This window comes from Lysinibacillus sp. NPDC093197 (genome assembly GCF_044754025.1).
Taxonomy (GTDB): domain Bacteria; phylum Bacillota; class Bacilli; order Bacillales_A; family Planococcaceae; genus Lysinibacillus.
In genome coordinates, this window is record NZ_JBIVOH010000002.1 from 227,608 (window position 1) to 242,700 (window position 15,093).

Genomic DNA, 15,093 nt, shown 5'->3' on the forward strand with positions numbered 1-15,093 from the left:
TTGACTTCTCTTAATCATTGTACTATATTTTAATTGTGATATTTTATTCACAATTAAAATGATAGCGTTTTCAAAAATAAGGAGGGCATGCAATTGGAAAATCGAGTACATCCTGAGTTAACAACGTTCTTATCAGCTATGCAGGAACTAAATTTAACAAGAGAGAATATTGCTGAATCACGAAGTGTCATGAATGAAGCGCTTGGCAGCGAAGAAGTAAAAATGGAAAACGTTACAACGACAGAACGCTTTATTACTAGTCCTAACGGGGCACCAGATGTACGTATTCGAATTTACGAACCAACTGAAAAATACGGAACTTTGCCTGCTATTTTGTATATCCATGGTGGCGGTTTTATCATTGGGTCTATTGAAATGTTTGATGCAAGTTGTCAGATGCTTGTTTCACAATTAGATTGTGTGGTCGTTTCCGTTGGCTATCGCTTAGCGCCAGAGCACCCTTACCCTGCTGGTGTAGAAGATTGCTATACAGCACTCGAATGGGTAGCAGCAAATGCAAGTGAATTAGGCATTGATGTAACACGTCTTGCTGTCCATGGTGCAAGCGCGGGAGGCGGATTAACTGCTGCTGTTTCACTCTTGGCTCGGGATCGAAAAGGACCTAAAATTGCTTTCCAAATGCCACTATATCCAATGATTGATAATCGTTGTATTTTACCTTCAAATGACGAAATTACAGATGCTCGAGTATGGAACGGTCCACAAAATCACCTTGCATGGGAAATGTATTTAGGCCCAAATTATGCTGTGGATGCGCCTATTTATGCGGCTCCTCTCCATGCAGAGGATTATAGCAATCTTCCTCCTACGTATACATTTATAGGAGATTTAGATCCATTCCGAGATGAAACAATCGAATATATTGCGAGACTGACAAAGGCGGGTGTACCGACAGAATTCCATCTATATCCAGGTTGCTTCCATGGCTTTGAACACATGGTCCCTCAAGCAAAAATCAGTCAACGTGCAATTGAAAATTATATGCATGCCTTTAAAAAAGCTTTTGAAAAAGCGGCTTCACCTACTACTTAACTAATATTGCTCATCATATTTACCATACCCTATAAGTAATTCTGAAGAATTTACCGGCGATTTCTGATGTTCTATTGGCGATTTCAATAGTTTTACCGGCGATTTCCAAGGTTCTATTGGCGATTCCAGCTGTTTTATCGGCGATTCCCAAGGTTTTATCGGCGATTTCGAAAATCAACTTCTCTTTACAAAGCACAACAAGAGCATCTACGTTTAGATGCTCTTGCATTTTTTGCTTCTATTGCTGACGTGATTCTGTCATTTGCTTCCATACAGAGCCTTTTGCTTCTTCACCTTGTTCAATACGAGCGATGGCCATTTTTACTTGAAGCTTCACTTCAAACTCTTTATCTTCTTCAACTGCCTTTAACGCTTGTAATGATTGCTCTGTCCCTACTTCATACAAATACATCGCTGCGCGCCAACGAACAAGCTTATTTTTATCTTGCAATGCTTGTTGCATCGCCTCTTCAAATTCCACCAAGCCAAGGTCACTCATACAGTCTCCCGCAGTACGGCGCACGGCTGCACTTTTATCGTGTAATGCTTTTTCCAAATACGGTACAACTGCAACATCTTCTATCATGCCTAAGTAAACTGTTGCCAAGCGACGAATAGACATTTGGTCATCTTGCAGCGCTAAATCTAAAAGTGGCAGGTCATCTAGCTCTGGATCCGCCATTTGGTCAAGTAATTGGAACCGTTTTTCCCATTCTGGCTGTTGGAACTGCTCCACCGTTATTTTTAGTTTAGCAGGCTTTTGGTAAACCTTTTCTGTATCATTAATCGTTGCCACAATGTCAGCTAAACGTTGTGCAGAATAAGTTACATCAATTTCCTGTTTGACCGCTTCAGCAATTTCCTCAAGCTCGCCATAACGAACACCGTAATCAATCCATTTACGTTGGAAGATATAGTTTTCATCAACATCTGTTTCAATAATTTTATTGAAGGCATCGACAAAGCGTTCACCACAGCTTACACGGTATTCGCGTTGATTATCGAATACCTTTACTTGCAATGGCACCTGTTTGTAAAACTGTACATGGACATAAACTTCACCGTAAAATTCATTAGCAATTTGTATATCACTAGCTTCCGTTACATCCTCACCTAAAACTTGTCGAATGCTCGATAAAATACTTTCCCATGCGTATTTTGCATTACGCTCAACTGCAAAGAAATCTGCTACATGATAAACACCTTTAACCCCCTCAATGGCTAAAATAGCTGCCGCTTCACCAGTAGCTTCGTCTTTATTGTCCTTAGTAAAGTTAAAGCTTTTGCCAAACGGTAACTCCGTATCGACGATAATCTTCATAGAATTGGGACTTGGTGTCGGCTCAATTGTAATAATTTTCATGTTATACGCTCCTTATCCGTTTACGATTTCATCTAAGTATGACCATCTTTCAATCAGATGCTCATAATGGGCATTCAACTCATCTAATTTAGCTGTTAACTCTTGTAGTTTAGTAAAATCAGCGCCAGCGTTTGCAATACCTTCTTCAGTTTCCATAATTGAAGTCTCTGTTTTTTCTATATCATCTGCAATGGTTTCCCATTCTTTTTGTTCTTTAAATGATAGTTTTTTCTTATCTGATTTCGGCTTCTCGACCTTCTGCTTGTCAGCTTTCGGTGCTTCCACCTTCACAGACGTTTCCTGCTCCCGCTTCTGTAAATAATCACTATAAATATCAAGTGACTCATCTACATGGCCTTGTCCGTCTAAAACCCATAGTTTTTTGGCAATACGATCAAGGAAGAAGCGATCGTGAGAAATAGTAATAACGACACCTGGGAAATGTTCGATAAAGTCCTCTAATACCCCAAGTGTTTCAATATCTAAGTCATTGGTTGGCTCATCCAGCAATAGCACATTCGGTTGCTCCATTAATAGTCTTAATAAGTGCAGACGCTTGCGTTCCCCACCTGATAACTTACCAATCGGCGTACCGTGTGCATGTAGCGGAAATAAAAAACGCTCCAACATTTGCGCAGCAGAATAGCGTACACCTTCTGCATCTGTAATATCATTTGACGCTTCACGAATATATTCAATCATGCGCTCATTTTCATTCATCTTCGGTAACGTTTGTTTAAAATGTGCAAGTTTTACAGTAGAACCGACATGAATTTCGCCTTTGTCTGGCGACAGTTCACCAGCAAGCATGTTGAGTAAAGTTGACTTTCCAACGCCATTGGCACCAATTATCCCGATTCGATCGCCCTGTTGCAGTAAAAACGTAAAATGCTCTACTATTTTTTGCGAACCGAAAGCCTTTGATATATTTTCAGCCTCTAATACTTTTCGTCCAAGTCGCGTTGTTGCTAAACCCAGTTCAAGAGAAACATCATCTGACTTGCGCTCTAAGTTATCTTCTAGCTGTTCGAAGCGCTGAATACGTGCCTTTTGCTTTGTTGAGCGTGCCTTCGCACCACGGCGAATCCATTTTAACTCTGAACGATAACGATTGCGATCTTTTTGGGCTGATGCAGCAGCCATTTCCTCGCGAATTGCACGAGCCTCTAAAAAGTCGCCATAATTCCCTGTATGTCGATATAGCGTTTGGTCTGCTATTTCATAAATATGCGTTGACAATTCATCTAAGAAATAACGATCATGGGTAATGAAAATAACAGCTCCCTTTAAGCGTAACACCATTTCCTGTAGCCATTCTGTTGACTGAACATCTAAATGGTTGGTCGGCTCATCTAATAAATAAAGGTCTGCTGGTTCAATTAATACTTTCGCTAAAGCGACACGTTTTTGTTGGCCACCAGAAAGGGTTAACACTTCCTTATCGAACATTTCAATGCCTAGCTTTGTCAGCGCAGTTTTAGCAAGTGCATTGACGTCCCAAGCTTGCTCCTCGTCCATGCGCTGCTGTAAGCTAAACAATGTTTTTTGTAAGCTTTCTGAGGTTGGATTTAACGCGAGCGCTGCAACAATTTCTTCATATTGACGGTTAAGTTGTAAAACGGGAGAATCACCGGCAAACACTGCCTGTAGTACCGTTTCGCCACTATTAAATGTAGGTTCTTGCGGTAAATAAGCAACACGATATTTATTTGGGCGATCAATCTCTATTGCATCCGCTTCGATTTGACCGGCTAAAATTGATAGCAATGTTGATTTCCCTGTTCCGTTTATGCCAATTAGACCCGCACGTTCCCCTTCGTATATTGTAAATTCAATATTTTGAAAGAGCGTTTTATCGCCCACTGTCTTCGTTAAATTTTGTACGATTAAATGACTCATTATGCTTTTCCATCTCTTTCATTTTGTAATTGCTCTAAAAAGCATACCATAAATTGATGGCGTTCATTAGCCATTTGCTTGCCTTTATCAGTCGTCATTAAATCTTTTAATAATAATAGCTTTTCGTAAAAATGGGTAACGGACGACGTATTTTTACTACGATAATCTTCCTCAGACATTGTTGTTCTTGCTTCCTCTGTGTCATCATATAATTTCCGACCTTTGGCACCACCATAAGCAAATGTCCGCGCAATGCCAATCGCTCCAATTGCATCTAAACGATCAGCATCACGTACAATTTTCGCTTCAATAGAAGTTGCCTCTAACTCATTTCCTCCATTAAATGACACTTGTGCGATACAATCACGAATATGTTGTTTTTTAGCTTCACTTATTTTCAATTCATTAATCAACTGTTCTTCTTGCTCTTTACTATCTGTATACTTTTTATCACTTACATCGTGCAAAAGCACCGCCATTTTCACAACGTCTGCATCTGCTTTAGGCTCTGTATGTAAAATCGCTAACGCATTTTGATAAACGCGCTCAATATGTTGAAAGTCATGACTCGCATCAAATTGCTCATATATGCTACGTACCTTATTCTTTAACTCATTCATATTATTAATCAGTCCTTTCTCTTTGCCTATTATACTGTATTGCTATGGGAAGTTGGTAACGATGTCGCCTTTTATATAGGAAAAACAAATAAAAAACACATATCAATTGACTAATTATTCAGAATATTGTAGTATAAATATACAGAACAAACTTTATTGTTCTGTAAGCTCACAATTTGCGTAATGTACAAAAGCTATGTGTTTTTACAGTTTTAAATAACTTCAGCGGGTATACAATTAAATATTGTTTTACAAAGAAATGCGTATAGTGTAACCGATCATCTTCAATAAAAGTGAACACTTTCCCTAAAATTTCAAGTTTGTTAACCCGCATAGTGGAAGTACAATACAAAAATGTGAACAACGAGTTAGCTTTGTTTTCGCGTCCGCGAAGGCTTTGACCAAATGTAGCAAGGCTTTATGGATTTATCATTAAACGATGTTACCTTCTACAATGCTTTTACCGTATATGTTTGAACGTAACTTTTCCATTTAATGATTAATGTATAACCAACTATGCGATCATTTTGCGAAAAGCCGCTTCATTAGAGTCGCGTTAACAATATTCGATAATTCATTTAGACAATGAAAGTTCATTTAAGCCATAAGTAAGAAATACGTTATGAAGGAAGTAGGAAAGAAATTGATCGTATGTAATACCCTCCCGCTGAAGGAACAATAAAAGCTGCCCATCTCGATGAGATGTTGGCAGCTTTTATGAATTAGGTTGCTTTCTTGCTATTTTAGCATTTTTTCTTTTTACAAACCCTTACCAATAACCGTATCAATTTCCTGTAATAGCTTGGCATTTTTCATCGTTGAGCTTAAATTTAAATGGCTTTGATCAACTTGAATAACAGCTATATGCATGCCTTCTTTAATGCTAGCACTTGGAACAGGTACCATCCCTTCAATATCAAATGTCATTATTAAATCTGGAAATCTCGATTGAATGGTCCCTGCCTTTGATAATGTCATATATTCATTCCAGAATGTTAATTCAACATCCTCCACAGTTAAGCTACCGACATCAAAGCCATTCTCCTTTATCAAAGAAAAATCCTTTACTGCTCCAGATACGATATGCTCTCCATTTAACAGTTGAATAATATTATCTAATTTTTCATCCATTGTTCGCCCATTTAGGAAGCTATATCCGAGCTTAATAGCGGCAGATATTGCATTTGGTGCTCCATGTTCCTTCAAATAGCCTATTGTTACTGGATTACGTGTCACCGCTACCATTCCTCCAGCTAGAATAGAAGCATGACGAACTGTTTTTGCTGTGTTTTGTAAATTACCTTCAGCTAAGCCTTGAATAGCGTAATCATCTTTTCCACCTGCATAAAATTGAACAGATTGATAATCTTGTTGCTCATGTAGGTTTAAGGAACCCATTATGGCAGTCGGGTGAGCCCGTCCATTACAAGGGGCATCAACAACTGGTACGTTCAATAATACAGATTGTAACCAACCATTGATTGTCGTTATAGCACCATTTTCATTCGTAATAATTCCTTTTAATCGATGATCCATATACGCATTCATCTGTTGATAGCTCCAACATAGCTGTTCATTGGATACATATTGTTCTTCCGCTGAAGGTGCTCCAACCATCGCTACACAGGCTACTAAATCTTCATGGTTTAATGCCTTTAGATCGATAAGTTGAGGGTTTCCAGCAGCGAAAATTTCCTCCACTAACTTTAAGCCTTCCCCTAGGAGGCCGCCACCGCCGCCTCCTAGGATTGCCCCTCCATAAACAGCAGCTAAACCATCCTCATACGTTAACACCTTTACCATCTGCACTTACCCCCTTTCTATTTTCCTATTTTCAGAATGGAAGAAAAGAAACTATATAAAGCGTCTCCAGCAATAACACCTGCTGCAAAAACAGTCATTTCAGATTCTCTCTTACCTTTTGTCATATAAGTGAAAATAACACGAAGTAAAATACCTACTAACACTGCCCAACCAGCTATAGGATTGATTAGTAATAAACCAGTAGCAAACAGAATACCCATTTGTCTCTTTGAACCGCCAATTAGTTGAATCAATGCTCCAGGAATCGCCCAGATCAATAGCTGTTTTGCTACGTCACCAGTCACTCCTGATTGGATAGTGGCTGCGTATACATGGTTGACAGGTGCTACTAAACCCTGTTCAAAATACGATTGATAGGAAAGTAAAACTACAACAGCAGCTATTGAAAATGCTAGCATACCAGCAATCATTTGCTGTTTACGTCCTTCTTTTTCTAATACAGGATCACTGCCATTTCCACGTAAAATAAAACCTGTTTTCAAGTCATAACCCATATCTGCAAATGCTACCCCTGTTGCCGCACTAAAGCCAGCTAACAAAGCAAGAGCAGGTGCCGGGAAACCAATTAATATTCCGACAATTAGTGTGATAAACGCTACTGCAAATGCAGGGAACCAGCCTGCATGCATTGCAGCAATCCCAACGATAAGTTCGTGAACAAATGCTGCAATTGTTGCAAAAATGATAAAGCCAATGAGCATTCCAAAAGACATATGTGAAATCATACCACCTATTAAAGCAATTAATAATGCAATCGCTAAATAAGCAATAAAACCTACACCAAAACCTTGTCGAATTTCTTTTTGGTCTTTTGAATAGATTAATTCTTCTGACTTTTCAGTCGCTCTTTTACTTAGCAAATTAAAAGCAACCTGGAAAAGGGCTACAATGCCCGCTCCAATCATAACGCCATGTGGAATATAATATTCATTCAAATCGACATTAAATAATTGAACAGAATAAGCTCTCAGTAAAAGACCAATTCCAAACATAGTAAGCGCCCAAATATTTCCGATAAATGCTACCCCAAAAGCTGACATTGGAATTTTAAGAACGGACCCCACTATACCGATTAACACTCCGCCAATTAAAACCTTTGCATTTTTACCACCTTTATCACCAGCTTTAATAGCCTCTGCTGTTGCAATCCCTGGTGGCCAAGTACCTGTTGCTGGGAAAATCTTTGTATCAAAAAATTTATATAATAATAAAGCATCCACAAACATCGCTAATATAACACCAATAAACAATGGCAAAACTAAATTTTCATAACCTAAAACATATGGAATTCCAATTGGCAACATTAAACTACTCGCGGCACTAAAAGTAGCCGATGATATTGCAGTCTGTATAATATTTTGTCTATGCACGGATTTGAATGCAATTAGCTTTCCAATTGGAATTCTTCCTAAAATCATCGCAAATATCGCACCAATGATGGATGTATTAGCAGAAATTCCTAAAGTCGTAATTAGCTGTATTCCAATAATTGCACCTACAACAGATGTTAAGACAATCATTAGTAAAGTTACGGGCTCCAAAGCCCGCGGATGTAGTACTTTATTATTCATAGTGTCAGGTCCCCTATTGTTGTTATAGTTTAGATATGTGAGATTGAATTTGATGCGCAATTTTCACTAACTGTTCAAGCATGTATTTCTCCCTTTGATCGTCAATGTCATATACTAAGCCAGAAATCGTTAGAGATGCCATGATTTCTTTCTTATAATTGAATAATGGTACACTTATACCAAAAGCATGTTCATTGTACTCCCCGACAGTAACACACCACTTATTTTGTCGAATGGCTTGTAACTCCTCTTGTAAACTATCAAGTAGCTTTTTATGCTCCTCTTCAGACTGCTTTTCATGAAAATACGCTAACAATTCAAGCTGCCTTTCTTTGTCTAAATAGGCAAACATAACTTTACAGGAAGCACCAATATAAAGCGGTGTTTTTGTACCTAAGGACACCGCATATTTTATATTCTTACTACTTTCAGCAATTTTTGTTGTGACTCCATACTCATTATCCATATAAGTTAGAAAGACTGATTCATTGATTTCACTTGCAAGACTTTGCATCAATTCATAAATTGTAAAGTGAGGGTCATTTGTATGGGAGAGCATGTCATGAAATATAAACATTTTATAACCTAATTTATATTTTTTTGTAGCTTCATCCTGTAATAAATACCCTGCTTCAGTAAATGTATTGATTGTTCTTTGCACAACACTTGTATGCAATTTTGTCATGCGTGCAATTTCACGTACACCTAATGCGCTTTCTGTAGTTGCAAAGCATTCTAGTATATCCAATGAGTTTTTTAATGTCTTGACAGTCATTTATATATTTCTCCTTTTATGCGTTTTGGTAACCGTAATGTTTTTCAGCTACCTCTAAAGAAATATATCCATTTAATAGATCTTTTTCAATTGCTTTCGTACTTCTCTCTTGTGGATTGCCATAGCCTCCCCCAGTTGCTGTGACAAGTTCAATACGATCGCCTTTCTGTAATTCATAATTGGCGAGTACTCCTACTGGTCCCAGCTTTGTACCATCTTTTTTATGAATAATTAGATAGTTATGCGAGCCTTCCTCACCATCATTTAAGCCAAATGGTGCAAATTTATGTCTACCTAAGTTAACAGAAACCTTTTGGCTATCATGATTAACGGTATAAACTCGGCGTACACCTAAGCCACCTCTATATTGCCCTGCACCCGCACCATCGCAATTTAAGCTATATTCATCAATTTGAATACCGTATTTTGTCTCTGCAATTTCAACAGGAAGATTATACGTTTCTCCATCTCCCATACAATATTGCCCACTTTGTCCATCGTCATCATTTGACGCTCCCCAGCCACCTACTGAAGGCTCAACAATTAGGAATGATTCATTATTTTCAGGATTTTTGCCTGTTAAAATAAATGTACAAACAGACTGTAAATGCCCTGCTGATAATCTTTCAGGTAAATGAGGTGCAAGTGCCTTCCAAATTAAGTCTGCTGCCCCAATACGTGCCTCAAAGTTCATCGAAACAGGATGTGGACGCTTGGCTGATACAATTGAATTATCATCTGTAAGAATTGTTAAGCGTGTAAAGACACCTTCATTAATCACGTCAATATCTCCAAGTAATGCTAAGAACATGACACGAACACTAGCCATTAGGCCAAATTGTGAACAGTTTACTGGCACATCCACCGCAGGGTGTGAGCCTCTAAAGTCACAAATAAATTCTTCATCGCTAATCGTTACTTTCACTTTAATTGGATAAGGTCCACCTTTTAATGGATCGCCTTCAATAAAGTCTTCCGCATAAAATTCACCTTTTGGTAGATGTTGAAGCTCAAGCTCTACAATTTTTTCACCCTTGTCCAATAATTTTTGAATGGACAACTTCACCGATTCAGCACCAAATTTCCGACAAAGCTCTGAAATCCGTTTTTCACCTGTTTTCAAGGCTGCTACTTGTGCAAACATATCTCCAATAGATAGCTCTGGTAGACGAACATTTGTAGATATGATTTCATAAATGCCTTCGTTAAGCTCCCCCTTTTGATAAAGCTTTACACCTGGTAACTGAAGACCTTCCTGATAGATTTCATTCGAATTACTTGTAAATGAACCAGGGTCCATCCCACCTACTTCGGTCCAATGTGCTTTATTTGCAGAATAAGCAATAATTTCTCCATTGTAGAAAATTGGTAAAACTAATCCTACATCTGATAAATGCGAGCCTCCCCCAACATAAGGGTCATTTATTATGATGACATCACCTTCGTTTAATTTTCTCCCATTATCAAATTTTTCTATGACACGTTGAACCATTGGACTCAACATTCCAATAAAACTTGTCACACCATTACCTTGGCTAATTAAATTCCCTTTGGCATCAGTTAAACCGCAGGCATAATCTAAAACCTCATAGATAACGGGGCTCATAGATGAGCGTGCTAATGCAACAAACATCTCATCTCCAATGGCCAGCAAGGAATCTTGAATAATTTCTATAGCAAAAATATCTTTTTTCATGTGTTATTCCCCCTCCATCTCTACAATTAGATTGCCATATTTATCTATTTCAATAGATTGCTTGTCATTTATCACAACTGTAGATGTAGGACTTTCCACAATAGCAGGACCAGCAATAACATAGCCAGGTACTAACTTTTGTTGATCGTATACGTTAACCTCAACCCAGCCTGTTTCTTTGACGTATAACTTTCGTTTTGCTTTTATACATGTAGAAGCATCAATATGTGAGAAATCTAACTCCTTAAACTGGACCGCTTCATCTTTTCCATAAATCGTAAGATGTAAATTTACCAACTCTATTGAAGTCTCTGGTAAGTCAAAAGCGAACTCCTGTTTATGTTTGATATGGAAAGCTTCTGCTAATTGAGCTAGCTCTTTTTCATGAATCGAAATATTTGATGCATTTAATTTAACTGCATGTTCTTGACCTTTATAACGCAAATCATAATTAATCTCGAAATAATAATGTTCCTTCGATAAAGGTGCTTCCGCATAAGCATTTTCAATAGCCTCATCAATATTTTTTTGAATAGCTGTTAAATGATGATTATCAAAATTCATTAAGCTGGTTTGAATATAATCTTGTCGATATTCTGTCATCATCATCCCTAATGCTGAAAAGACCGATGAGCCATATGGAATAATAACTTTCTTCATGCCTAGTTCTTTAGCTAAATTAATCGCATGTAGTGGACCACCGCCACCAAAGGCAACCATTGTAAAATCCTCAGGGTCATAGCCTTTACGAATAGAAATGAGCTTTAGAGCATTTAGCATATTAGAATTGGCAATATCTAAAATTCCTTGTGCTGCTTCTTCTGCTGTCACATTAAACGGTTTCGCGATTGCTTCAGTAAGTGCTTCCTCCACTTTGTCAATAGACACTGGATTATCGAAGTTTTCTAATGATAATCTACCTAAATAGACATTTGCATCTGTAATTGTTGGCTGCGTATTTCCTAAGCCATAAGCAACAGGTCCTGGATTTGCCCCAGCAGAATCTGGACCAACTTTTAAGGAGCCGAATTGATCGACACGAGCGATGGAACCACCACCATTACCGATTTCAACAATATCTACAACAGGTGTTTTAATCGGATAGCCTGCAAATTTTTCATTTCTTTCAATATAGTAATCTGTTGTAACATTTACTTTTCCTTCAGTAATGAGTGAACATTTTGCTGTCGTTCCGCCAACATCAAATGCAATTATATTCGATTCATTTAAAAGCTCTCCTAGTTTTGCAGCACCAAACATACCCGCTACAGGTCCAGATTCAACTAGATTAATTGGCAATTCCATCGCTTTATCAAAGCTTGTCGTTCCTCCGTTTGATTGCATTATTTTCAAATGATCTGTTATACCAATCGAGCTTAATTTTTCTTTTAGGTTTTTTAAATAAGCATGTGCAATTGGTTTTACATATGAATTTAAAACAGTAGTATTTGTTCTTTCATATTCTCGGTATTCTTTAATCGTTTCGCTCGAAAGTGTGATGTACACCTCTGGCCAAAGCTTTTCAATTTCTTCTTTTAGCTGTAATTCATGAATTGGGTTTTTATAGCCATGGATTAATGAAATAGCAATAGCCTCCACACCTAATTCCTTGAATTTCCTAACAATTGCTCCAACTTCATCGGTATTAAGCGCTTTCATAATATTTCCTTTAAAATCGATGCGCTCATCAATTTCTTGTCGTAAGTAACGCTCTACAAACGGTTCTGGTTTTTTATATTTAAAATTATATAGGTCTGGACGATTACCACGAGCAATCTCTAATACATCACGGAAGCCTTTCGTTGTAATCAGCCCGACTACGCCCCCTTTTCTTTCCGTCAATGTATTAATAATGACCGTTGAACCGTGAATAAATGATTCAATCAATGAATCTTCTGTAACGTGTCGCCCTAATACATTTAAAATACCGTCCTCAAAATGACCTGGAGTCGTATGTCCTTTGTCAAAATGAAGATTTCCCATCTCATCTGTGTAAACTAGGTCAGTAAATGTACCGCCGATATCTGTTGCAATTTTCAAGTCTTCATCCCTCCATGTTCCTATAATCGGAACAGTGTTCCGATTAACAATTAAGTAAATTATATTTAAAAGAAAAAGAAAATTCAATGTATTTTATAAATAAAAATTCATTTGACAATTAAATTTATAGTAAAAACCCACTTGTTCTTACCATTTTTAGGTTTCTACTTATAAAAACAACCAAATATTACATTTCATAAATTCACTTTTATTAGTTATAAAAACAAAAAAACCCTGGGTATACACCAGAGCCTTAAACTACATAATTATAAAAATACATATCCTAAACAGAGAACATAGAAGAAGTACGGCGATAGATAATTCATAAACGATATCTACCTTATCTTTTTTTAAAATATAAAAGCTGCCCTTTCTGACTAAAAAGGAGCAGCCTTTAATATTGTATATTATTTAGAATAAACCTACCGCATGTCCTTCACTATCAACATCCATACGTAAGGCAGCTGGCTGTTTTGGTAAACCAGGCATTGTCATAATATCACCTGTTAGACAAACTAAGAAGCCTGCACCAAGCTTTGGAATGACTTCACGAATCGTTACTGTGAATCCTTCTGGACGACCAAGTAACGTTGGTTGATCAGATAACGAATATTGCGTTTTTGCCATACAAATCGGCAGAACGTCCCAGCCGAATTTTTCGATTTGCACGATTTGCTTTTTCGCTTGGTCTGTAAATTGGACATCTTTCCCTCCATAGACCTTTTGTACAATTGTACGAACTTTTTCTTCAATCGATTCTGCTACATCGTATAAAGGAGAGAAATTATTTTCTTCTTCAAGGACCGAGAGTACTTGCTCTGCTAAGACTAAACCGCCTTTGCCGCCCTCTTCCCAGACATTTGTACGGGCAATGCGAACATCATTTTCTTGACACCAGTTTAGCACTGCTTCAAGTTCCGCTTCTGTGTCCGTAATAAAACGGTTTAATGCGATAATTGGTTCAACACCGAATGTACGAATCGTTTCCACGTGTTTTGCTAAGTTTTCAATGCCTTGTAACAACGCAGGCACGTTTTCTCCAACAAGTGCTGTTTTTGCTACACCGCCATGCATTTTCAATGCACGAATTGTTGCCACAATCACTACGGCACTTGGTTTAAAGCCAGCTTTACGCGCTTTAATGTTCATGAACTTTTCAGCACCTAAATCTGAACCGAAGCCCGCCTCAGTTACAACGATATCCGCTAGCTTACGTGCTGTTTGTGTTGCCATAATCGAGTTACAGCCGTGTGCAATATTTGCAAATGGACCGCCATGAATAATAGCAGGTGTCCCTTCCAATGTTTGCACTAAGTTTGGTTTGAAGGCATCTTTTAGTAGTAAAGTTAGTGCGCCTTCTACTTGTAAATCACGCACAAATACCGGCTCACGATTATACGTATAACCGATGACGATGCTTGCTAAGCGCTCACGTAAATCGTCTATGCTTGTTGCTAAACAAAATACGGCCATTATTTCAGAGGCTACTGTTATATCAAAGCCGTCCTCACGTGGCATACCTTGTACAGGACCACCAAGACCGATAACCACTTTTCTTAGAGCACGGTCATTTAAGTCCATTACTCGTTTCCAAATGATACGGCGAGGATCAATGTTTAATGCATTACCTTGGTGGATATGATTATCTATAAAGGCTGATAACGCATTGTTGGCTGTTGTGATGGCATGCAAGTCGCCAGTGAAATGCAAGTTTATATCTTCCATTGGTACAACTTGAGCATATCCTCCACCTGTCGCGCCTCCTTTTACACCCATTACCGGGCCAAGGGAAGGCTCACGCAATGCGACAACTACATTTTTCTTTAGTTGATGAAGTGCATCTGCCAACCCAACCGTTACTGTTGATTTTCCTTCACCAGCTGGAGTTGGACTTATCGCTGTCACTAACACGACCTTCGCATCATCGCCCTGTGCTGTAATTTTTATAGGATCTATTTTTGCCTTGTAGCGGCCATATTGTTCTAGTGCATCTTCTGGAATACCTGCCGCTTTTGCTATATCTATAATAGGCTTCATAACCGCTTGACTAGCGATTTCTAGATCTGATAAAGGATGATTTCTCGTTGTCATTTGGCACCCTACTTTCTATATTATTTAACTCCATTATAGACTTTATTGAGAAAGAAAACACAGTTAGTTACGCAATATTTCGACAATCAATTGACAACTGTAATCAATTCATGTATGTTCTAAGAGAAAATGCAATTTTTTCATTTTTTATCAATTATGCC

General features: G+C 38.0%; 11 protein-coding genes. 1 reads left to right on the forward strand and 10 read right to left on the reverse strand.

Going from position 1 to position 15,093, the window contains the following annotated elements; translation table 11 throughout:
• The first annotated feature begins 93 nt into the window (after nucleotides 1–93).
• The gene (locus ACIP9G_RS07030; protein ID WP_401018504.1) at nucleotides 94–1,053 is read left to right on the forward strand and encodes an alpha/beta hydrolase; all 960 of its coding nucleotides are present in this window, start codon (nucleotides 94–96) and stop codon (nucleotides 1,051–1,053) included.
• A gap of 19 nt (nucleotides 1,054–1,072) precedes the next feature.
• On the opposite strand, the gene ACIP9G_RS07035 is transcribed toward ACIP9G_RS07030, so the two are convergent.
• From ACIP9G_RS07035 to ACIP9G_RS07080, 10 genes are all read right to left on the reverse strand, one after another.
• The gene (locus ACIP9G_RS07035; protein WP_401018506.1) at nucleotides 1,073–1,282 is read right to left on the reverse strand and encodes a hypothetical protein; all 210 of its coding nucleotides are present in this window, start codon (nucleotides 1,280–1,282) and stop codon (nucleotides 1,073–1,075) included.
• 9 nt (nucleotides 1,283–1,291) lie between these two features.
• Complete coding sequence (locus ACIP9G_RS07040) at nucleotides 1,292–2,416, reverse strand: conserved virulence factor C family protein (RefSeq protein WP_401018508.1); 1,125 nt, start codon at nucleotides 2,414–2,416, stop codon at nucleotides 1,292–1,294.
• A gap of 12 nt (nucleotides 2,417–2,428) precedes the next feature.
• Nucleotides 2,429–4,315, reverse strand: coding sequence for an ABC-F family ATP-binding cassette domain-containing protein (locus ACIP9G_RS07045; RefSeq protein ID WP_401018509.1), 1,887 nt, complete (start codon nucleotides 4,313–4,315; stop codon nucleotides 2,429–2,431).
• Entirely contained in the window at nucleotides 4,315–4,935 is a 621-nt protein-coding gene (locus tag ACIP9G_RS07050) for an HD domain-containing protein (protein WP_401018511.1), read from the reverse strand. The genes ACIP9G_RS07045 and ACIP9G_RS07050 overlap by 1 nt, the downstream gene beginning before the upstream one ends.
• 759 nt (nucleotides 4,936–5,694) lie before the next feature.
• Nucleotides 5,695–6,738, reverse strand: a complete 1,044-nt coding sequence (locus ACIP9G_RS07055; protein WP_401018513.1) for an S-methyl thiohydantoin desulfurase domain-containing protein — start codon at nucleotides 6,736–6,738, stop codon at nucleotides 5,695–5,697.
• 17 nt (nucleotides 6,739–6,755) lie between these two features.
• Nucleotides 6,756–8,330, reverse strand: a complete 1,575-nt coding sequence (locus tag ACIP9G_RS07060) for an OPT/YSL family transporter (RefSeq protein ID WP_401018514.1) — start codon at nucleotides 8,328–8,330, stop codon at nucleotides 6,756–6,758.
• A 22-nt stretch (nucleotides 8,331–8,352) separates the two neighbouring features.
• A complete protein-coding gene (locus ACIP9G_RS07065; protein WP_401018516.1) occupies nucleotides 8,353–9,105 on the reverse strand; it encodes an IclR family transcriptional regulator in 753 nt (250 codons plus the stop codon).
• Nucleotides 9,106–9,121: 16 nt separating this feature from the next.
• Nucleotides 9,122–10,801, reverse strand: coding sequence for a hydantoinase B/oxoprolinase family protein (locus ACIP9G_RS07070; protein ID WP_401018518.1), 1,680 nt, complete (start codon nucleotides 10,799–10,801; stop codon nucleotides 9,122–9,124).
• A 3-nt stretch (nucleotides 10,802–10,804) separates the two neighbouring features.
• Nucleotides 10,805–12,841, reverse strand: a complete 2,037-nt coding sequence (locus ACIP9G_RS07075; RefSeq protein ID WP_401018519.1) for a hydantoinase/oxoprolinase family protein — start codon at nucleotides 12,839–12,841, stop codon at nucleotides 10,805–10,807.
• 411 nt (nucleotides 12,842–13,252) lie between these two features.
• Nucleotides 13,253–14,932, reverse strand: coding sequence for a formate--tetrahydrofolate ligase (locus tag ACIP9G_RS07080; protein ID WP_401018520.1), 1,680 nt, complete (start codon nucleotides 14,930–14,932; stop codon nucleotides 13,253–13,255).
• Nucleotides 14,933–15,093: the final 161 nt, after the last annotated feature.